The sequence below is a fragment of the Ruegeria sp. BB7 genome (assembly GCF_056539365.1).
On sequence record NZ_JBQFUV010000003.1, the window covers coordinates 234,856 to 252,630 of the forward strand.

The following is a 17,775-nucleotide window of genomic DNA, read 5'->3' on the forward strand; positions in this document are numbered from 1 at the left end:
GTGATGTCTTCGGCCCCCCTTGCAGCCCCCCTGTGCCGACACTAAGACTCGGGTAACGTTTCTGCGGGTAGTGTCCCGATCCATAGCAAAGCAGGCAGGTTTAGAATGTTCGATCCAGTTGATACCTATATGAATACGCTCGTCCCGATGGTGGTCGAACAGACCAGCCGCGGTGAACGCGCCTATGATATTTTTTCGCGCCTTCTGAAAGAGCGGATCATTTTCATCAACGGCCCGATCCATGACGGGATGAGCCATCTGGTCGTCGCCCAGCTGCTGCATCTCGAGGCAGAAAACCCCAGCAAAGAGATATCGATCTACATCAATTCACCCGGCGGCGTTGTGACCAGCGGTTTGTCGATTTACGACACAATGCAGTATATCAAGCCGAAATGTTCGACATTGGTGATCGGTCAGGCGGCCTCGATGGGGTCGGTTCTGCTGGCCGGCGGCGAGAAAGGAATGCGTTTTTCGCTGCCTAACAGCCGCATCATGGTGCACCAGCCCAGCGGTGGCTATCAAGGCCAGGCCAGCGATATCATGATTCACGCAGCCGAGACGCAGAAACTGAAAGATCGCTTGTATGACATCTATGTACGTCATACCGGGCAGACCAAAAAGGCGGTTGAAAAGGCGCTTGATCGCGACAATTTCATGAGCCCGGAAGAGGCCAAGGATTGGGGCCACATCGACGAAATCGTTGAAAACCGCGCTAAAATGGACGGCGACGACGCCTGAAGTTGAGCCCCCGCGCAGATGGCGCGGGGCGCATTTTGAGATTGTAGCCGCTTCGGTGCTGCCCTAAGCTGCATCAATAGACGGCAAGCGGTCCGAAAAGGATCGCAGGGATGGAGCCCGAAAGGTAGAACATGGCGACGAATTCAGGCGGCGACGGCAAAAACACGCTCTACTGTAGCTTCTGCGGCAAGAGCCAGCATGAGGTGCGCAAGCTGATTGCTGGCCCGACAGTATTTATCTGCGATGAATGCGTCGAACTATGCATGGACATCATCCGTGAAGAGACTAAGGCCAGCGGGCTGAAATCTTCGGACGGTGTGCCCACGCCGAAAGACATTTGCGAGGTTCTGGACGATTATGTGATCGGTCAGGCCACGGCCAAGCGGGTTCTGTCGGTGGCAGTCCATAACCACTACAAGCGCCTGAACCATGCTCAGAAAGCGGGTAGCGATATTGAGCTGGCGAAATCCAACATCCTGCTGATTGGTCCGACCGGTTGCGGTAAGACCCTGCTGGCGCAGACGCTGGCGCGGATTCTGGACGTGCCCTTCACCATGGCGGATGCAACCACCCTGACCGAAGCCGGTTATGTGGGTGAGGACGTTGAGAACATCATCCTGAAACTGTTGCAGGCCAGCGAGTACAACGTTGAACGCGCGCAGCGTGGTATCGTCTATATCGACGAGGTCGACAAGATTACGCGCAAGTCCGAGAACCCCTCGATCACCCGTGACGTCTCGGGTGAGGGCGTTCAGCAGGCGTTGCTGAAACTGATGGAAGGCACCGTTGCATCGGTTCCGCCGCAAGGTGGCCGCAAGCATCCGCAACAGGAATTCCTGCAGGTGGATACCACGAACATCCTGTTTATCTGCGGCGGTGCGTTTGCCGGTCTGGATAAGATCATCGCGCAGCGTGGCAAAGGTTCGGCCATGGGTTTTGGCGCCGATGTGCGTGACAATGATGAGCGCGGCGTGGGTGAGATCTTTAAGGATCTGGAACCTGAGGACCTGCTGAAATTCGGCCTGATCCCGGAATTCGTTGGCCGTCTGCCGGTTCTGGCGACTTTGGAAGATCTGGATGAGGATGCTCTGGTAACGATCCTGACCAAGCCTAAGAACGCTTTGGTCAAGCAGTACCAGCGTCTGTTCGAACTGGAAGACGCTGAGCTGGCCTTTACCGATGATGCGCTGAAGGCGATTGCCAAGAAGGCCATCGAACGGAAAACCGGTGCACGTGGTCTGCGTTCGATCCTCGAAGATATTCTGTTGGACACGATGTTCGAGCTGCCGGGCATGAAAAACGTGACCGAGGTTGTGGTCAACGAAGAGGCGGTGTCGTCCGATAAGCAGCCGTTGATCATCTACGCGGATGCAGCGGAATCGGCCTCGGCTGGTTAAACTCAAAGAGATTCACCAAATACGGCGCGGCATGGACCGCGCCGTTTTCTTGTTGGGGGTATCATGACAATCAAACGCATCTCTTCGGGCGGAGAGTTTGAGGCCAAGATAGGCTATTGCCGCGCGGTAGTGGCCGGAGGCTGGGTTCATGTCGCCGGAACGGTCGGGCAGGGCGATGATGTGACCCAGCAATGCCGCTCGGCGCTAGGGACGATCGAAAAAGCCCTGACCGAGGCCGGGGCCAGCTTTGCTGACGTTGTTCGCGTTACTTACATGCTGCCGGACCGTGCTGAATTCGAACCCTGCTGGTCGATCCTGCGGGAATACTTCGGCGAAAACCCCCCGGTAACCTCCATGATCGAATGCGGCCTGATCGATCCGAAATACCGGATCGAAATCGAAGTCACGGCTTATTTGCCGGAATAGGGGGTGCGGTCCTTGTGACACTGGACCTTGGCGTGCCTTTGGTCCATATCTGCGGGGATAGAAATGTCGGAGGCGACCGATGGGTATTTTGAACAGTCTTTTGCGGGCCGTAACCTGGTGGAACGGAGCTACTCTGAACACGCAGTTCTACACCGCGCGTAAGGGCGTCAAAGTCGGTGAGGATAACGAGGGTAACACCTTTTACCGCAACGCCGACGACAGCAAGCGCTGGGTAATCTTCAATGGTGAGGCTGAGGCCAGCCGGGTCGATCCCGACTGGCATGGGTGGCTGCATCGTACGTGGGATGAGCCTCCGACTGATAAACCGCTGGAACACAAGTCGTGGGAAAAACCGCATCAGGAAAATCTCACAGGCACCGCGTTGGCATATACGCCAGCAGGGTCTCTGCGCCGCCAAGACCCAGTGGAGCGCACAGATTACGAGGCCTGGAGCCCGGAATAAGACGAGGCGAGCAATGTCAACTTACAACGTGACCGAAGTTCTTGTCGGCGGGGCTGTTTTGGCCTGCGCTGTTGCCTTTGGCGTTTATGCAAGCCAGTCCACCGGCCTGTCGCAAGGCGGTGACGGTTATCAGCTTGGGGCCTCATTTCGCTCGCTTGAAGGTGTGGGCGTAGGTACGGATGTACGCTTGGCCGGGGTCAAGATCGGCACCGTGACAGGCGTTGACTTGAACCCCGATACCTATCGCGCGGACACCACGTTCACGATCCGCGATGGGATTTTGGTGCCGGATGATAGCGCAATTGTGATCTCTTCCGAAGGGCTTTTGGGCGGTAATTTCGTCGAAGTGATGCCGGGTGGTTCACCGTTTTATTTTGAACCAGGCGACCAAGTCGAAGACACGCAGGGGGCTGTCAGTCTGATTTCGTTGCTGGTCAAATTCGTGGCCGGGGATGGCAGCGAATGAGGCGTTTTGCCCTGATCGCAGCGCTGTTGGCCGCAACGGGAGCTGTAGCGCAGCAAAAGGTTCAATCCGGTCCTGGTGCGATCTTGCGGGGCCTTGATAAGGTCAGCGGCCAGACCGTCGATGTGGAAATGCAGAATGGTCAGTCCGGAGAGATATTCGGGCTGGACGTCGCTTTGGGAGATTGCCGCTATCCGGTTGATAACCCGACCGGTGATGCATTTGCCTATTTGACGATATGGGAAAAGGGCAAGTCGGATCAGTTGTTTGACGGGTGGATGATCGCAACTTCGCCAGCGTTGAACGCGCTGGATCACTCCCGTTACGACGTCTGGGTGATCCGCTGTATCACGCCTTCGGGCAATTGAATCAACGGTGCGGTGAAATCCGCACTGGAGTTAAGTGCCTCTTCCAATTCCAGCCGGTATTGCGAGCGCGGTATCTCAAGCGCGCCCAATGAGGCGAGGTGCGCTGTCAGAAACTGAGTATCGAACAGTTGAAACCCGGTTTGGCGCAGGCGATCCACAAGATAGGCCAATGCGATTTTCGACGCATCCCTGCGGCGCGAGAACATGCTTTCGCCAAAAAACGCAGCCCCCAGTGTGACGCCATAAACGCCGCCAACCAGTTGGTCTTCGTCCCAAACCTCAAGCGAATGCGCGTGACCGGTTTGGTGGATCTGGTGGTACAAGTCGCGCAGTTCGGCGTTGATCCAGGTGTCGGCGCGATCTGCGCAACCGCTGACAACTCCAGCGAAGTCCTGATTGATCGTAACCGAAAACCCGCATCTGCGAAGACGCCGCGCCAAGCTACGCGATATGTGGAACCCATCTAAGGGGAAGACGCCGCGATACTTGGGGTCGACCCAGAATAGTTCGGACGCGTCGCGGTGTTCTGCCATCGGGAAGATGCCGATGGAGTAACCGTGAAGCAGCAATTCCGGGGTAAGACTCATTTAAAATACTCAAAGGGCGAAGGTGATAAATCCTTCGCCCTCAGTATATTAGTCGGCCATATTTGTCGCAAGCCAGTGCTCGAGCCAGTGGATGTTGTAGTTCCCGCTGTGGATGTCTGACTCTTGAAGCAGAGCGTGGAACAGAGGCACGGTGGTATCGATGCCGTCGACGATCAGTTCACCCAGCGCGCGCTCCAGACGCGCCAGAGCTTCGGCCCGGTCGCGGCCCTGCACAATCAGCTTGGCAATCAGCGAGTCGTAATAGGGGGGGATTGAGTAGCCATCATAGAGCGCCGAATCCATCCGCACGCCCAGACCACCCGGCGCGTGATACGCGGTAATCTTTCCGGGGCAGGGCGAGAAGTTCGGCAGTTTCTCGGCGTTGATCCGAACCTCGATGGCGTGGCCGTTGATTTCCAGATCGTCTTGACCGAACGACATGTCCTCACCAGCGGCGACGAGGATTTGTTCGCGCACCAGATCGACACCGAAGATGCCCTCGGTCACCGGGTGTTCCACCTGCAGGCGGGTGTTCATTTCGATGAAATAGAACTCGCCGTTTTCGTACAGGAATTCGATGGTGCCCGCGCCGATATAGTTGATCTTGGCAACCGCGTCGGCGCAGATCTTACCGATCTTGGCGCGTTCTTCGGGGGTGATGCAGGGGCCGGGGGCCTCCTCGAATACCTTCTGGTGGCGGCGCTGCAGCGAACAGTCGCGCTCACCCAGATGGACCGCCTTGCCCTTGCCGTCGCCAAAGACCTGAATCTCGATATGGCGCGGCGTGGTCAGGTACTTCTCGATATAGACCTCATCGTTACCAAAAGCGGCTTTGCCTTCGGCGCGTGCGGTCATAAAGGCGCTTTCCATCTCATCGGCACTCATCGCGACTTTCATACCGCGACCGCCGCCACCGGCAGTGGCCTTGATGATGACGGGATAGCCGAACTCTTCACCGATGCGCTTGGCGTCTTCCAGTGTGGGAACGCCGCCATCGGAACCGGGAACGCAGGGCACACCCAGCGCTTTCATCGTGTCTTTGGCGGTGATCTTGTCACCCATGACGCGGATGTGCTCGGCTGTGGGGCCAATGAAGGTGATGCCGTGGTCTTCGACGATCTGCACAAACTCGGCGTTCTCTGACAGGAAACCATAGCCGGGGTGGATCGCCTGCGCGCCGGTTATTTCACAGGCCGAGATGATCGCAGGCACAGACAGATAGCTTTGCGGACTGGGCGGAGGGCCAATGCACACCGATTCGTCGGCCATGCGCACATGCATCGCGTCGCTGTCGGCGGTGGAGTGGACGGCGACCGTCTTAATCCCCATCTCGCGCGCGGCGCGAATGACGCGCAGGGCGATCTCGCCTCGGTTGGCAATCAGGATCTTGTCGAACATGGGCCCGCCTTACTCAACAATGACCAGAGGGGTGCCGAATTCCACAGCGTCGCCATCGCCAACCAGTATCCGCTTGATGGTGCCCGACTTGGGCGCGTGAATGTGGTTCATGGTTTTCATCGCCTCGACGATCAGCAGTGTATCGCCTTCGGACACCGATGCACCGACCGAGATAAATGCGGGCGCGCCGGGTTCAGCCTGCATGTAAACCGTGCCGACCATGGGTGAGGTCACCGCGCCGGGATGGCTGGCTGGGTCTTCCTGGGCAACGGGTGCCTCGGCGGCAGCAGGGGGCGGAGCGGCGGCAGGGGCGGCAGCAGGTGCTGCTGCTGGAACAGCGACTTGAACCGGAGCGGCTGCGACCTGGTTCATGCGGCTGACGCGCACATTCAGGCTGTCTTCCTCACCATATTCGCGTTTCACCTGCAATTCAGTCAGGTCATTGTCGCGCAGCAATTCGGCCAGTGCCTTGATGAATGCCACGTCCGCTTCGTGTTTGGTGTCTGTCATGAGTGTCCTCGACGGTTCCCCTTTGGCCCGTCTGTTGCTGCGGGCTTTGGTCTGATTAGGCAGCGTTATAAGCCATGCGCAGCGTCATGAAAAGCGCAGTCTGGGCCTGTCAGGTAGGGGTTTGTCCAAGTTTTCGAAGACGGGATAGGGTCAGAGGGGCATTCCCGAAAGTTTCGCCACCAATTCGGGTAATTTACGGGCACCGAATTTCTCTAACAAGCGCGCGCGATAGGCTTCGATCGTGCGATAGCTGAGGTTCAGTTCAACCCCGATTTCCTTGGCGGACAGTCCGCGGCAAGACATAATGGCGACCTCACGTTCCCGCTTTGTTAGTTCGACCAGCGGGCGTTCTTCCGAAATGTCAGAGAAGCTCCAGATGCCGTGGCGAAACGGGTCGTCCGGTGTCAGCGACCGGCCGCGGGCTCGGCACCAGAAAAGGTCACCGTTGCGGCGGCGCATAACCCGTTCATCGGTGTAATACCCGGTCGCTCGCATGACTTCCAATCCACGTGCACCGATCCTTTCCCAATCCGCCACGGATGGGTACAGATGCAATAGCGGCATGTTGCGGTACTGTTCCTCTTCGCCACCAAACGTGCGGGCGAACTGCAAGTTGCAGCGCCGGATGATCCGGTTCTCCAATTCGACAAGGCCGATTGGTGCATATTCAAATGCAGGGTCACTCATTTTTCTATCGTGCCGGGAAAACAGGGAAAATAGAAGGGGCCGTATGCAGAAATTGGTTTCCGCCGTGGGGCTTTGTACTTATCAGACATGTTAACGTTGTAAACGTTATTTGAAAAGCCGTGTTTAACCTATAGAAATACATTAAGAGTTCTGAAAAAATCTCTAATTTACATAGAGAGGTATCGAATAGGGAAGGGCAAGGGCGTGCGCGATACGCTGACGGGAAGCCGTATTCGGGAAAGGCGTCAGATTGCGGGGCTGCGGCAGGCAGAGCTTGCGCGTCAGGTCGGAATTTCTGCTTCTTATCTGAATCTGATTGAACACAACCGTCGCAGGATCGGCGGCAAGTTATTGGTTGATATCGCTGGGGCTCTGGCGGTGGAGCCATCAGTGCTGACACAGGGGATCGAGGCCACGTTGATTTCGGCGCTGCGCGAAGCGGCTGCAGATGCCGTTGGTCAGCAGGCCGAACTGGACAGTCTGGAAGAGTTCGCAGGTCGTTTCCCCGGTTGGGCTGGCGTATTGGCCCAGATGCACCGCCGGGTTGTTTCCTTGGAACGCACGGTAGAAACCCTGTCCGACCGGCTGACTCACGACCCGCATTTGGCCGCCTCTATGCACGAGGTCCTTTCGACCGCCGCCGCGATTCGTTCAACCGCCGCGATTCTTGCCGACACGCAAGAGATCGAGCCCGAGTGGCAGGACCGGTTCCATAGCAACCTTCATCAGGACGCAGAGCGACTGGCTGAAAGTTCGAAGTCGCTAGTGGCGTATCTGGACGAAAGCGATTCTGCCGGGGACCATCGGGGGGTGCCGCTGGAGGATGTCGAAGCTTTTTTTGACGCTAACGGACACCACTTCCCGTCGATCGAAGAAAGTGGGGGTGATGCAAAACTGGATCTGAGCGAACTGGATTCCGCAGCGGCAAGATCTCTGGCCCAGGATTTTCTGAATGTCTATGCGGCTGATGCCCGGGCAATACCTCTGGACAAGCTTCAGGCTGCGTTGGCCGAGGCCCCGTTGGATCCTCTGCAATTGGCCTCGCGGTTCTCGGTGGATTTGGCGACGGTGCTGCGCAGGCTTGCCGCTCTACCAGATGGCTATCTGGGGCGGCCTACGGGCTTGGTGGTGTGCGACGCGTCCGGCAGTATTCTGTTCAGTAAATCCGTACCGGGGTTCGCCATGCCGCGCTTTGGTGAGGCTTGTCCTTTATGGCCATTGTTTCAGGCGTTGAACCGTCCGCTGGTGCCCATCCACCAACGGGTGGTGCAACTTGGTCGAACGGCAGCGGTATTCGACTGCTACGCCTACGCGTGGCCACAATCTGTCCTGAGTTATGATCAGGGGCCAGTTTATCGCTCGGTTATGTTGGTGCGTTCGGTTGAGGACGTGGCCCAGGATGAGCAGGCCGTTGCCCGCGTTGGCCCCAGTTGCAGGGTCTGCCCGCACAGCGACTGCAGGTCGCGTCGTGAACCGTCGATTTTGAGCGAAGGTTTTTGACAGTTTCGTGACACTGCGCGTAAGCTGGCGGCGACAGGTCTGCAGTTTGTGACCAGTCACGGGGAGGACAGATAATCATGAGCCGTAAGGTTCTGTTAATTGAGGATGAGCCCAACATCGCCGAGGCCATTCGTTTCTTGCTGACGCGCGAAGGTTGGCATGTGGAAACCCATGCTGAAGGCGCGGATGCGTTACAGGTAATTCAAGGTGCGAGCCCGGATCTGGTCATTCTGGACGTGATGCTGCCGGGCAAGAGCGGGATGGAAATTCTGCGGGATTTACGCGAGTTGGACGACATGCAGAAACTGCCGGTCCTGATGCTGACCGCACGCGGCCAGTCCCGCGATCGCGAGATGGCCGAGAACGCAGGTGTCAGTCGTTTCATGACCAAGCCATTCTCTAATACCGAAATGTTGACTGCAGTGCGCGATCTTCACGCACAGGCGACGCAGTCATGAGTTCGCGCGAAGTCCGACCGCCTTCGGGCCCCCGGCCTTCGCTGTTTCTAGAGCGGCAGAGTTATCGTCGTCGCAGGTTGTCGGATGCCGCACGGCTGTTGCCCTTTTTAGGCGCGGCGCTGTTGGCGATCCCGTTGCTGTGGCCTGGCGACCAGAGTGGCCCAGAGGATGTGCCACTTTCATCGGCAATCTTTTATATATTTACCTGTTGGGCTGCCCTGATCATCGCCAGCCTGTTGTTTGGGTTCGCTGCCAAACGACTGGGTGCAGCTGAAGACACGGAGCCAGAGACGGACAGATGGCAACGCTGAACGTCTTGATTCTGGTTTGCCTCGGTTATGTCGTGCTGTTGTTCGGTGTGGCCTTCGCAGCGGACAGGATGGCCGCTGCGGGGCGAGGGGCATGGCTGCGATCTCCGTTGATCTACACGCTGTCGCTGTCGATCTATTGCACAGCCTGGACTTTTTACGGTGCGGTAGGCAACGCCGCGCGGTCAGGTCTTGAATTCGTGACGATCTATCTCGGTCCAACATTGGTGATGGTCAGCTGGTGGTGGGGCCTGCGAAAGTTGGTAAGGGTCGGGCGCAGTCAGCGGGTAACGTCAATTGCCGATTTGATTTCATCACGCTACGGCAAGTCCAATACACTGGCAATTTGCGTAACGATATTGGCAGTACTGGGGGGGACACCCTACATTGCGTTACAGTTGCAATCTATAACACTGTCGTTCTCAATCTTTGCCGAGGCGGACCCGTCGGGGCTTTATCGTGAAGGCTCCAGCGTCTTCTGGGTTGCGACTGGCCTTGCGGTCTTTGCTATCCTATTCGGTACGCGAAATCTGGATGCTAATGAGCGCCACCACGGGGTTGTGACTGCCATTGCATTGGAAGCGGTAGTCAAGCTGTTCGCACTGCTTGCCGTTGGCGCATTTGTCGTCTGGGGCGTTGCGGGGGGCATAAGCCCTATGATGGACCGAATTGACGCGTCAGAAATCGGTCATTGGAATGTAGATGCCGGGCGTTGGACCACATTAATTTTTCTCTCCGCGGCTGCATTTGTGTGTCTGCCACGGATGTTTCAGGTAATGGTGGTGGAAAACGCGGATGAGGGGCATTTGCGCACCGCCGCCTGGGCCTTTCCGCTGTACCTGCTGCTGATGAGCCTCTTTGTGGTGCCGATTGCCGTGGTGGGGCTGGACTTGCTGCCTGCGGGATCGAACCCCGATCTATTTGTTTTGACGGTGCCTTTGTCGCAGGGCAACGACTGGTTGGCGATGTTCTCTTTTATCGGAGGGTTCTCGTCGGCAACGTCCATGGTCATTGTAACTGCGATGGCTCTTTCCACGATGGTGTCGAACCATGTGGTCATGCCGATCTGGCTAAGCACGCAAGAGGGTTCGGTGTCGGGCGACGTTCGGAACGTCGTGCTGATGGCGCGGCGTGTGTCGATCGCAGTGATCATGGCGCTGGGCTTTTTCTACTATCGCCTGTCCGGAGGCGGGGCGGCCCTGGCGTCAATCGGTCTGGTGGCCTTTGCTGGTTTCTCCCAACTTCTGCCGGCTCTGGTCGGTGGAATGTTTTGGCGGGGGGCGACGCGAACCGGGGCTTTGGTGGGGCTGACCGTTGGTTTCCTGTTGTGGATTTATACGCTTTTGCTACCGGGGATGGGCAGCGCTTTGATGCCCGAAACGGTCCTGCAAAATGGCCCCTTTGGTTGGAGCTGGCTGCGCCCGCAAGCTCTGTTCGGGATCGAGGGGATGGACCCGATGGTGCACACCGTCATGTGGTCGCTGTCCCTGAACACCGTGGCATTCTGCGTCGCATCGCTGCTGAGTTTCCCAAGCCCGCTCGAGCGTTTGCAGGGGGCGCAATTCGTCAATGTCTTTGACCACTCGGTCGCGCCGCGTGGCTGGACCGGATCGGTCGCGCAAAGTGAAGACCTAATGATCATGACCCAACGCATTCTGGGTACCGTTCCGGCGCAAGAGTTCTTTCAGGCCGAGGCCGAAAGACAGGGGGGAAGGACCAGCCTGCCTGAGCCCACCCCCTCTTTTTTGGAGCGCTTGGAACGTGAACTGAGTGGTTCTGTCGGTGCGGCAACGGCCCACGCGATGATTGGCCAGATCGTCGGCGGGTCATCGGTGTCTGTCGAAGATCTGCTGGCCGTGGCCGATGAATCCGCGCAGTTACTGGAGTATTCCAGCCAGCTTGAGGCAAAATCCGCTGAGCTTACCCTTACCGCTCGGAAATTGCGTGAGGCGAATACAAAGTTGACTCAGATATCGGAGCAGAAAGACAGCTTTCTCAGTCAGGTCAGCCATGAACTGCGCACCCCAATGACCTCGATCCGAGCCTTTTCCGAAATCATGCGGGACTCTGACGGGCTAAGCCATGAGGAACAGAAACGCTATGCCGCGATCATTCATGACGAAGCCTTGCGCCTGACACGGTTGCTGGATGATCTTTTGGATCTGAGCGTGTTGGAAAGCGGCCGGGTTAACCTGAATGTGGGCGGTGACACGCTGCGTTCCGTGCTGGATCGGGCAGTGTCCAGCGCGCTGGCCGGAGCCGGGCAGACGCTGACCGTGCAGCGCACCAAAGCATCCGAGCGTATCCCATTGCAAACCGATTTGGACAGGTTAGGGCAGGTATTCATCAACCTGATTTCAAATGCCCAGAAATACTGTGATGCCGAAGAACCGGTCTTGACGATTTCGGCACACGATGTCGGTGGCCAGGTTATTATCGATTTCGCAGATAATGGAAGCGGCATCCCGCCCGAGGCCCGGTCGATGGTGTTTGAGAAATTTGCACGTGTCGGCGTGGATAAAGCGGGTGGCGCAGGGCTTGGGCTGGCGATCTGTCGCGAGATCATGCAGCGTCTGGGCGGTGAGATCAGTTACTTGCCAGGACAGGGCGGAGCGGCGTTCCGCGTCCGGCTGCCGATGGCGTATCGGCAGGCAGCCCAATAGGGCGGATGTAAAGACATTTGTAACCCACAGCGGGTTAGACCAGAGGTCAGTTACAGCAACACACAACGGTTTCCAGCATGACGCAAACGGTCAGTACGGCTTTGGCGCGCAAGCTTTCGGTCGGTCAGGAAGAACAAGGCGACAAGCCGCGTTCAGCCCTGCGGGCGCTGCGCCTCGCCTTTGCGCGGGCAGCCGGGGACAGGTTGCAACTTCCCCTTACCGTGATCGGCGCAAAACAATCGATTCGCGCAACCGAGGCGCTGATAGACCGGATTGGGGATGACTGGCTGATATTGCAGTTTGTGAACGGCAATGGTGTGATCGCCGCCGCGTGCATGGACATGGGTGCTGCTTCCGCCATTGTGCAGGTACAGACGATCGGAGAAGTGTTGTCTGATACCCCTGTCTCTCGTCCGTTTACGCACACGGACGGGGCGATGATCGCGCCTCTGGTCGAAGAGGCCTTGATGCGCGCGGTCGAGTTGGTGGATACGCAAGCGGATCAATCCAGCTTGTCAGGCTACGAATACTCGTTTCGATTGGACGATTTCCGCGCAATGTCGTTGGCATTGGTGGAGGACATGTATCGGGTATTTGAGCTGACGGTAGAGTTGGGCGGAGGACTGCGGCAGGGGCGTATTTCCGTCTTTTTGCCCGAGCTACCCAATGCGGAGGAAGACGCGACAACGAATGAAAGCACCGGGCCAGTTCTTGAGAAAGCCTCCGGCGTGTTACGGGCCGAGCTGGATACTGTGATTTCCCGAATGACATTGCCACTGGCGTCGCTGTCTGACCTTGGAGTAGGTGATATCTTACCCTTGACTGGATCTAGACTAGATCGCACTGAGGTTCTGACAATCGACCGCAGGCGCGCGGCAATTGGGCGTTTGGGCCAGTGCGGTGGAATGCGCGCGGTGCGCCTGAACGAGTACGCGCCTCTGTCTGCACTCACACAGCCCGGTGCGGAGGATTTTCGAGAGGCACGTACGACAAAGCCGCTACAGCGTGGGTTGGACATGCCCTTGCAAACTGACATACCGCCAGCTCCAGATAGCTTGGAATCAGTTGCATCCAGCGACGCAGCGTTGAACCTGAATTTCGCCGATTCAAATCAGATGGCCGCCGAGATTTCGGAGCTTGCAGGATTGGCGTATCCTAGGCACGAGCCGGACAGCCTTGGTTAGATCACTCTGCGCTGCTGCGGGTCTGATCAAGAACTGGGCGCAGATTGTCCAACGCGTAGCCAGCCTTGTGGGTTGCGTCCAAAATGTCGTCGGTGCTCATCCGGTCGCACTGACCCAATGCCCAAACTACCGAACACCGCGTGCCCGAGGCGCAATAGGCCAGAACAGGCCCGCTGCAGCTTTCAGCCAGCTCTCGTTGCAGGGCCACGTTTTCGGGTGTCATGGTCTGGTGCGTCAATTCCAGCACTTCGTATTCCAGACCCGCTGCGCGCACCGCTTCTCCGATTGCATCAGACTGCATGTTCTGTGGAACTTCAACATTCGGTCGGTTGCAGATGACCTTGACGAAGCCTGCTTCGACAATGGCTGGAACGTCCTCGACCGTGATTTGCGGCGAGACAGCGTAGCGGGGGGTAATCGGGCGAATCTCCATGGCAATTGCTTATGCCGCGTTGGCGATTCTGTCCAGTTGCGCACCCAAGGTCGGAGCTGCGTACATTCCAAAAATCATCGAGATAAGGAAAAGGATGCCTCCAACCCCACCATAGCTTAGAGAGGCCAGCGCAGGCCCGGGGCAAAGTCCAGCAAGCCCCCAACCCATGCCAAACAAGATGGAGCCCAGGATCAGGCGGCGGTCCAATTCGGTAGTGGCTTTTGACGGAAATTGCCCGCCGGTCAAAGGCTTTCGACTATTTGTCAAATGCCATGCAATTAGCATTGGAAGGATCGCACCCCCCATTACAAAGGCCAGCGTCGGATCCCATTGCCCGAAAATATCCAGCCAGCCCTGCACTTTGGTGGTGTCTGTCATGCCTGAGATCAGCAAGCCAGCTCCGAACAGTGATCCCGCCAATAGAGAAATAAGCGCTCGCATCAGATCACTCCCCAGATGTGGCGTAGCAAAGCAAGCGTCACCGCTCCGGCGGCGATGTAAAAAATTGTTGCCACGATACCGCGCAGGGAAAACCGCGAAATCCCACACACGCCATGACCTGACGTGCAGCCATTGGCAATGCGTGTTCCCGCCCCGACCAACAGCCCGGCAACAATCACAATCACAATGTTGCTAGTCAGGTGAGTCTCGGGTGCGGGCGAAAAAAAGGGCCTCAACAAAATGGGCATCCCAATCACCCCTGTAAGAAAACTTAGCCGTTCCAACGAGCGGTCGCTATTGTCAACCAACCCGCCCAGAATGCCGCTGGCCCCCATGATGCGCCCGTTGCCCAGCAGATAGACGGCGGCACCCAGCCCTATAAGCAGGCCCCCGCCAAGACCCCAAAGCCATTCGATTTGCATGTTGCGTCCTTTGTCCGACCGCAGGGATTTCAGAGTTTGTTGAGCGGAAGCTTCAGAAATACATCGCCATTTTCATCCGATGGGGGCATCTGACCCGCGCGCATGTTGACCTGCAGCGAGGGCAGGATCAGGCGTGGCATGGGCAACGTGGCATCGCGCGCGTCGCGCATATCGACGAATTCTTCAATCGACCGACCCTGACCTATATGAACGTTCAAAGCCTTCTGTTCGCCGATCGTTGTTTCCCAGGCAAATTCGTCGCGACCGGGGGCCTTGTAATCATGACCTACAAAGACACGCGTCTGATCCGGCAGTGACAGGATTTTTTGGATCGAAGCGTATAGCTTCTCGGATGATCCGCCGGGGAAATCGCAACGTGCGGTTCCAAAATCGGGCATAAATAGAGTATCTCCGACAAAGGCCGCGTCGCCGATCACATAGGTTAGGCAAGCCGGAGTATGCCCAGGCGTGTGCAACACATCCCCACGCATTTGGCCTACGTGAAAGCTGTCGCCCTCGCGGAATAAGGCGTCGAATTGACTGCCATCACGTTGAAACTCGGTCCCTTCGTTGAAGATTTTGCCAAAGGTTTCCTGAATGGTGACGATCTGATCACCGATCCCGATTTTACCACCCAGTTTCTGTTGCAGGTAGGGAGCAGCGGACAGGTGGTCAGCGTGAACGTGGCTTTCCAAGATCCATTCGACCCGCAAACCCTTTGCTTGCACATAGTCGATAATTTGATCGGCCGAATGTGTGTCTGTTCGCCCCGAGGCGTGGTCGAAATCCAAAACACTATCGATGATTGCGCAGGCAAGACCTTCTGGTTCCTGTGCCAGATAAGAAACCGTAAAGGTTTCGGGATCGAAAAACGCTTTTACTATTGGAGTCATGAGCCCCTCCGCCGACGTCGATTTTTCATATACTAATTATGGAATATAATATATTCAACCGTATGTGATTTGATGCTGGTCAAGGCAGGTTAACCGTAATGTGGCTAATATTTAATCAAATCGTCCTTTCGTCGCCGAAATAGTCTGACGAACAGGCGGTTTTCCGCGCGATTATTGGTCAATCTAAGCGGGTCTTAAAACGGTTACATATATCAGCAAATATGGAGACATTTGGGAGGATGGAAATGTCATCAATCAATTTATACTCAGAAGCCGAACAACTACAGGAAAAGCTGAAAGGTGCGTGCCTGAACACGCGTCTTGCCCTTCAGCCCAGTGTAACCAAAGTGATCGAGCGGATGCGCAAGGAGGGGATGCATGTCCCGTTGGGCCTGCGCCAGTTGGATGCGGCCTTGTGCGAAGACGCTATGGAAGCGCGTTTCGACAACCTTCCAGTCTAAGGTCTTTGTTTAGCTGAAGGAAATCCCAACGATCACCACCATCAGGCCGAGCACCGACAAGAAAAGCGAGGCTAGGTTCCACGGCAATACGCCTTGAACGACGGCGCGCAGTTCATCATCCGTCAACCCGGACTTGCGCGCTTTCATCACACGCATAATGCACCACACAAGGCCCAGCAGCCCAGCCAGCGACAGGGCTGCACCGCCCCAGGTGATGAGTTCGAACATGGTTCCCCACATTTGCTTGTCACGTTCAACTGCGCTTAGCGGATCACTACGGGTGGTACAAGCCCAAGTGGAATGGGTGCTTGCGGCCTGAGCGGCGGCAATGTATCCGGCGTTGTGCCCGCTGACACAGCATCAGAAATCTACCTCGGGGAGAGACGTAAATGGATGACATAACCGAAGATCAGGCCGCTGCGAACTACCGCGTTACTGCGGGTGAATTGCGCCAGTTCATTGAGCGGTTTGAACGCTTGGATGCTGAAAAGAAAGACTTGGCAGAACAGCAAAAAGAGGTGATGGCCGAGGCCAAAGCCCGCGGTTATGACACCAAAGTCATGCGCAAGGTGATCGCACTGCGTAAGCGCGACAAGGACGATATCGCCGAGGAAGAAGCGGTTCTGGAGATGTACAAAGAAGCTCTGGGCATGAGCTGAAGCCGGGTCAATGATGCAGCCTTGAAACCTAAGGTAACTTGCCTACCGCTTGGTGAGTGACGCAGGCAAACACCACAAAGCAGAACATAGCACTGCCGTTTGGGCCGAGACCTCAATTTTCGAAGCCCCAGATGGCAGTGCGGCTAACCTTGCTAAAGTCTTAAAGGCATGTAAGCGGCGGAGCAAAACCCTGCCGTTTCAGGTGCCTTAGCCCGCCGAGACCAATCTAAGTTCCATTTCAAGAGTTGTCTTTGAGCTGTGTAGCGCCTAGCGGTAGCGGTCGCCGTTCTTTTTGAGGAAGTTGACGTGATGAATCTGCCTATCGAGTAAGGCTTCGATCAGACGCTCTGGCCCGAATTTTTCTGGCCACACGTCGAGCAAGAGGTTGCTGGTGATCAGGATGGAGCCGCGCTCGTATCGCTGCGAGATCAGCCCGAACAGAAGCTCTGCGTCGATCTTGCCGAGGGGTACGAAGCCCAGTTCGGTGATGACCAAGAACGTCTGCTTCACCAGTTGCTTTAAAGGCGCGGAAGTTGGCACTTGTAGCGGGCTTTCATAAGCTTATGCACGATGGCCGCCGCCGGGTCTGAGGGCAATGACTTTCTCGCATTGGTCGTTCCATTCGCAGCGTGCCAGCTCCAACATCTACATCTTGTTAAGGATTGGGATTGCAGTGAAGTCGAAACTATAGAGGCTCGCGGAGGCCGGTGACCGCGCCGTGTTGAGGCAGATTCAGCCCCGATGCAGATTTTCAAAACCGAACTTCGCAATTCCAACTTTGCCAACTTAGCTGCCGTTCGCAAAGCGTCAGACAAAGACAGATTTCAGTCCTACGCGGGCATTCACAGCCAAGCACTGCAGTTTTCGAGATACGGGGCAATCTGGTCAGCCCGCGAATGGCCACTTCAGGGACTTAGCTTTACCGTCCACGCGCAATGATTTGCGAACAGCGAAACTCTTTTGACAACGAGATCACAGAACAGAAAAATCGGGAAGGTACCGAGTTAGGGAAGCTTTTATCCGCTTGACGACCTCCTGTTCGTCAGGTTGTACGAGCGGCCCGGCCAATTGTTCAGCATGTGGACCTTGACGGTGTGGCACTTATTGTTGGGATTATGGCATATGTAGTGGGTCTTGTTTTGCCCTGTGTTTGGCGCGCAGGTAACATGAGTCACCGGGCTAGAGCAGCTAAATTCGAAACTAGTCTTGGTTTGTGTCTGACGTCAGCCCCAATGGGACAGTTTAGGTCGCTTTGATAAGAGAGATGCGGTCATCGGGCCGATTCACCACAATTGTGGTGGTGATTTGAAGCTCGG

At 56.5% G+C, this 17,775-nt stretch carries 22 protein-coding genes and 1 pseudogene; 13 read left to right on the forward strand and 10 right to left on the reverse strand.

The window, feature by feature from the left end; genetic code table 11:
• The first annotated feature begins 105 nt into the window (after positions 1 to 105).
• From ACR0D7_RS09070 to ACR0D7_RS09095, 6 genes are all read left to right on the forward strand, one after another.
• The gene (locus ACR0D7_RS09070; RefSeq protein ID WP_170384786.1) at positions 106 to 738 is read left to right on the forward strand and encodes an ATP-dependent Clp protease proteolytic subunit; all 633 of its coding nucleotides are present in this window, start codon (positions 106 to 108) and stop codon (positions 736 to 738) included.
• 131 nt (positions 739 to 869) lie between these two features.
• Positions 870 to 2,135 carry an ATP-dependent Clp protease ATP-binding subunit ClpX gene (gene clpX, locus ACR0D7_RS09075; RefSeq protein WP_170332602.1) on the forward strand — a complete coding sequence of 422 codons (1,266 nt, stop codon included), beginning with the start codon at positions 870 to 872 and terminating at the stop codon, positions 2,133 to 2,135.
• 63 nt (positions 2,136 to 2,198) lie between these two features.
• On the forward strand, positions 2,199 to 2,561 hold the full coding sequence (locus ACR0D7_RS09080; RefSeq protein WP_480678737.1) for a RidA family protein: 363 nt from the start codon (positions 2,199 to 2,201) through the stop codon (positions 2,559 to 2,561).
• Between the two features lie 79 nt (positions 2,562 to 2,640).
• Positions 2,641 to 3,024, forward strand: a complete 384-nt coding sequence (locus ACR0D7_RS09085) for an NADH:ubiquinone oxidoreductase subunit NDUFA12 (RefSeq protein WP_170384757.1) — start codon at positions 2,641 to 2,643, stop codon at positions 3,022 to 3,024.
• A gap of 13 nt (positions 3,025 to 3,037) precedes the next feature.
• Positions 3,038 to 3,490 carry an outer membrane lipid asymmetry maintenance protein MlaD gene (gene mlaD / locus ACR0D7_RS09090; RefSeq protein WP_170384754.1) on the forward strand — a complete coding sequence of 151 codons (453 nt, stop codon included), beginning with the start codon at positions 3,038 to 3,040 and terminating at the stop codon, positions 3,488 to 3,490.
• Positions 3,487 to 3,855: a DUF2155 domain-containing protein gene (locus ACR0D7_RS09095; protein WP_170384751.1), complete on the forward strand. Its 369-nt coding sequence runs from the start codon at positions 3,487 to 3,489 to the stop codon at positions 3,853 to 3,855. The genes mlaD and ACR0D7_RS09095 overlap by 4 nt, the downstream gene beginning before the upstream one ends.
• Here the strand turns inward: ACR0D7_RS09095 and aat are convergent.
• From aat to ACR0D7_RS09115, 4 genes are all read right to left on the reverse strand, one after another.
• Positions 3,810 to 4,442 (reverse strand): leucyl/phenylalanyl-tRNA--protein transferase, encoded by a 633-nt coding sequence (gene aat / locus ACR0D7_RS09100; RefSeq protein WP_480678738.1) that lies wholly within the window; start codon positions 4,440 to 4,442, stop codon positions 3,810 to 3,812. The genes ACR0D7_RS09095 and aat overlap by 46 nt on opposite strands.
• Before the next feature lie 48 nt (positions 4,443 to 4,490).
• Positions 4,491 to 5,840 (reverse strand): acetyl-CoA carboxylase biotin carboxylase subunit, encoded by a 1,350-nt coding sequence (accC, locus tag ACR0D7_RS09105; protein ID WP_480678739.1) that lies wholly within the window; start codon positions 5,838 to 5,840, stop codon positions 4,491 to 4,493.
• Between the two features lie 9 nt (positions 5,841 to 5,849).
• Complete coding sequence (gene accB, locus ACR0D7_RS09110) at positions 5,850 to 6,350, reverse strand: acetyl-CoA carboxylase biotin carboxyl carrier protein (RefSeq protein WP_480678740.1); 501 nt, start codon at positions 6,348 to 6,350, stop codon at positions 5,850 to 5,852.
• A 150-nt stretch (positions 6,351 to 6,500) separates the two neighbouring features.
• A complete protein-coding gene (locus ACR0D7_RS09115; RefSeq protein ID WP_170384741.1) occupies positions 6,501 to 7,037 on the reverse strand; it encodes a helix-turn-helix domain-containing protein in 537 nt (178 codons plus the stop codon).
• Between the two features lie 204 nt (positions 7,038 to 7,241).
• Between ACR0D7_RS09115 and ACR0D7_RS09120 the strand changes: the two genes are divergently transcribed.
• The 5 genes from ACR0D7_RS09120 to ACR0D7_RS09140 all read left to right on the forward strand — a co-directional run bounded on the left by ACR0D7_RS09120 (position 7,242) and on the right by ACR0D7_RS09140 (position 13,150).
• Entirely contained in the window at positions 7,242 to 8,537 is a 1,296-nt protein-coding gene (locus ACR0D7_RS09120) for a short-chain fatty acyl-CoA regulator family protein (protein WP_480678741.1), read from the forward strand.
• 77 nt (positions 8,538 to 8,614) lie between these two features.
• Positions 8,615 to 8,995 (forward strand): response regulator transcription factor, encoded by a 381-nt coding sequence (locus ACR0D7_RS09125; protein ID WP_170572737.1) that lies wholly within the window; start codon positions 8,615 to 8,617, stop codon positions 8,993 to 8,995.
• Complete coding sequence (locus ACR0D7_RS09130) at positions 8,992 to 9,306, forward strand: hypothetical protein (RefSeq protein WP_480678742.1); 315 nt, start codon at positions 8,992 to 8,994, stop codon at positions 9,304 to 9,306. Before ACR0D7_RS09125 ends, ACR0D7_RS09130 begins: the two co-directional genes overlap by 4 nt.
• Positions 9,294 to 11,966 carry an ATP-binding protein gene (locus ACR0D7_RS09135; protein WP_480678743.1) on the forward strand — a complete coding sequence of 891 codons (2,673 nt, stop codon included), beginning with the start codon at positions 9,294 to 9,296 and terminating at the stop codon, positions 11,964 to 11,966. Before ACR0D7_RS09130 ends, ACR0D7_RS09135 begins: the two co-directional genes overlap by 13 nt.
• A gap of 77 nt (positions 11,967 to 12,043) precedes the next feature.
• Positions 12,044 to 13,150, forward strand: a complete 1,107-nt coding sequence (locus tag ACR0D7_RS09140) for a FliM/FliN family flagellar motor C-terminal domain-containing protein (protein ID WP_480678744.1) — start codon at positions 12,044 to 12,046, stop codon at positions 13,148 to 13,150.
• 1 nt (position 13,151) lies between these two features.
• Here ACR0D7_RS09140 and ACR0D7_RS09145 read toward each other — a convergent pair whose 3' ends face one another.
• Genes ACR0D7_RS09145 through ACR0D7_RS09160 form a run of 4 tightly spaced genes read right to left on the reverse strand, consistent with a single transcriptional unit; the run spans position 13,152 to position 15,339 of the window.
• The gene (locus ACR0D7_RS09145; RefSeq protein ID WP_170384735.1) at positions 13,152 to 13,583 is read right to left on the reverse strand and encodes a protein tyrosine phosphatase family protein; all 432 of its coding nucleotides are present in this window, start codon (positions 13,581 to 13,583) and stop codon (positions 13,152 to 13,154) included.
• 9 nt (positions 13,584 to 13,592) lie between these two features.
• Entirely contained in the window at positions 13,593 to 14,024 is a 432-nt protein-coding gene (locus ACR0D7_RS09150; protein ID WP_480678745.1) for a DUF6691 family protein, read from the reverse strand.
• Positions 14,024 to 14,446 (reverse strand): YeeE/YedE family protein, encoded by a 423-nt coding sequence (locus ACR0D7_RS09155; protein ID WP_480678746.1) that lies wholly within the window; start codon positions 14,444 to 14,446, stop codon positions 14,024 to 14,026. The genes ACR0D7_RS09150 and ACR0D7_RS09155 overlap by 1 nt, the downstream gene beginning before the upstream one ends.
• A gap of 29 nt (positions 14,447 to 14,475) precedes the next feature.
• On the reverse strand, positions 14,476 to 15,339 hold the full coding sequence (locus ACR0D7_RS09160) for an MBL fold metallo-hydrolase (protein ID WP_170384732.1): 864 nt from the start codon (positions 15,337 to 15,339) through the stop codon (positions 14,476 to 14,478).
• Positions 15,340 to 15,584: 245 nt separating this feature from the next.
• Between ACR0D7_RS09160 and ACR0D7_RS09165 the strand changes: the two genes are divergently transcribed.
• Entirely contained in the window at positions 15,585 to 15,800 is a 216-nt protein-coding gene (locus tag ACR0D7_RS09165; RefSeq protein ID WP_170384731.1) for a hypothetical protein, read from the forward strand.
• A gap of 9 nt (positions 15,801 to 15,809) precedes the next feature.
• Here ACR0D7_RS09165 and ACR0D7_RS09170 read toward each other — a convergent pair whose 3' ends face one another.
• Positions 15,810 to 16,028, reverse strand: coding sequence for a hypothetical protein (locus tag ACR0D7_RS09170; RefSeq protein ID WP_170384730.1), 219 nt, complete (start codon positions 16,026 to 16,028; stop codon positions 15,810 to 15,812).
• A 161-nt stretch (positions 16,029 to 16,189) separates the two neighbouring features.
• Here ACR0D7_RS09170 and ACR0D7_RS09175 point away from each other — a divergent pair, with 161 nt between their 5' ends.
• Positions 16,190 to 16,459: a DUF2312 domain-containing protein gene (locus ACR0D7_RS09175; protein ID WP_170384729.1), complete on the forward strand. Its 270-nt coding sequence runs from the start codon at positions 16,190 to 16,192 to the stop codon at positions 16,457 to 16,459.
• A gap of 267 nt (positions 16,460 to 16,726) precedes the next feature.
• Here the strand turns inward: ACR0D7_RS09175 and ACR0D7_RS09180 are convergent.
• Positions 16,727 to 17,185, reverse strand: a pseudogene (locus ACR0D7_RS09180) (ATP-binding protein); the annotation flags it as partial.
• Between the last annotated feature and the right edge of the window lie 590 nt (positions 17,186 to 17,775).

What these genes read in the sequence shown, in the direction of transcription:
- ACR0D7_RS09070 (WP_170384786.1), top strand. Translation starts at nt 106, where the DNA reads ATGTTCGATCCAGTTGATACCTATATGAATACGCTCGTCCCGATGGTG.
- clpX (WP_170332602.1), top strand. Translation starts at nt 870, where the DNA reads ATGGCGACGAATTCAGGCGGCGACGGCAAAAACACGCTCTACTGTAGC.
- ACR0D7_RS09080 (WP_480678737.1), top strand. Translation starts at nt 2,199, where the DNA reads ATGACAATCAAACGCATCTCTTCGGGCGGAGAGTTTGAGGCCAAGATA.
- ACR0D7_RS09085 (WP_170384757.1), top strand. Translation starts at nt 2,641, where the DNA reads ATGGGTATTTTGAACAGTCTTTTGCGGGCCGTAACCTGGTGGAACGGA.
- mlaD (WP_170384754.1), top strand. Translation starts at nt 3,038, where the DNA reads ATGTCAACTTACAACGTGACCGAAGTTCTTGTCGGCGGGGCTGTTTTG.
- ACR0D7_RS09095 (WP_170384751.1), top strand. Translation starts at nt 3,487, where the DNA reads ATGAGGCGTTTTGCCCTGATCGCAGCGCTGTTGGCCGCAACGGGAGCT.
- aat (WP_480678738.1), bottom strand. Translation starts at nt 4,442, where the DNA reads ATGAGTCTTACCCCGGAATTGCTGCTTCACGGTTACTCCATCGGCATC.
- accC (WP_480678739.1), bottom strand. Translation starts at nt 5,840, where the DNA reads ATGTTCGACAAGATCCTGATTGCCAACCGAGGCGAGATCGCCCTGCGC.
- accB (WP_480678740.1), bottom strand. Translation starts at nt 6,350, where the DNA reads ATGACAGACACCAAACACGAAGCGGACGTGGCATTCATCAAGGCACTG.
- ACR0D7_RS09115 (WP_170384741.1), bottom strand. Translation starts at nt 7,037, where the DNA reads ATGAGTGACCCTGCATTTGAATATGCACCAATCGGCCTTGTCGAATTG.
- ACR0D7_RS09125 (WP_170572737.1), top strand. Translation starts at nt 8,615, where the DNA reads ATGAGCCGTAAGGTTCTGTTAATTGAGGATGAGCCCAACATCGCCGAG.
- ACR0D7_RS09130 (WP_480678742.1), top strand. Translation starts at nt 8,992, where the DNA reads ATGAGTTCGCGCGAAGTCCGACCGCCTTCGGGCCCCCGGCCTTCGCTG.
- ACR0D7_RS09135 (WP_480678743.1), top strand. Translation starts at nt 9,294, where the DNA reads ATGGCAACGCTGAACGTCTTGATTCTGGTTTGCCTCGGTTATGTCGTG.
- ACR0D7_RS09140 (WP_480678744.1), top strand. Translation starts at nt 12,044, where the DNA reads ATGACGCAAACGGTCAGTACGGCTTTGGCGCGCAAGCTTTCGGTCGGT.
- ACR0D7_RS09145 (WP_170384735.1), bottom strand. Translation starts at nt 13,583, where the DNA reads ATGGAGATTCGCCCGATTACCCCCCGCTACGCTGTCTCGCCGCAAATC.
- ACR0D7_RS09150 (WP_480678745.1), bottom strand. Translation starts at nt 14,024, where the DNA reads ATGCGAGCGCTTATTTCTCTATTGGCGGGATCACTGTTCGGAGCTGGC.
- ACR0D7_RS09155 (WP_480678746.1), bottom strand. Translation starts at nt 14,446, where the DNA reads ATGCAAATCGAATGGCTTTGGGGTCTTGGCGGGGGCCTGCTTATAGGG.
- ACR0D7_RS09160 (WP_170384732.1), bottom strand. Translation starts at nt 15,339, where the DNA reads ATGACTCCAATAGTAAAAGCGTTTTTCGATCCCGAAACCTTTACGGTT.
- ACR0D7_RS09165 (WP_170384731.1), top strand. Translation starts at nt 15,585, where the DNA reads ATGTCATCAATCAATTTATACTCAGAAGCCGAACAACTACAGGAAAAG.
- ACR0D7_RS09170 (WP_170384730.1), bottom strand. Translation starts at nt 16,028, where the DNA reads ATGTTCGAACTCATCACCTGGGGCGGTGCAGCCCTGTCGCTGGCTGGG.
- ACR0D7_RS09175 (WP_170384729.1), top strand. Translation starts at nt 16,190, where the DNA reads ATGGATGACATAACCGAAGATCAGGCCGCTGCGAACTACCGCGTTACT.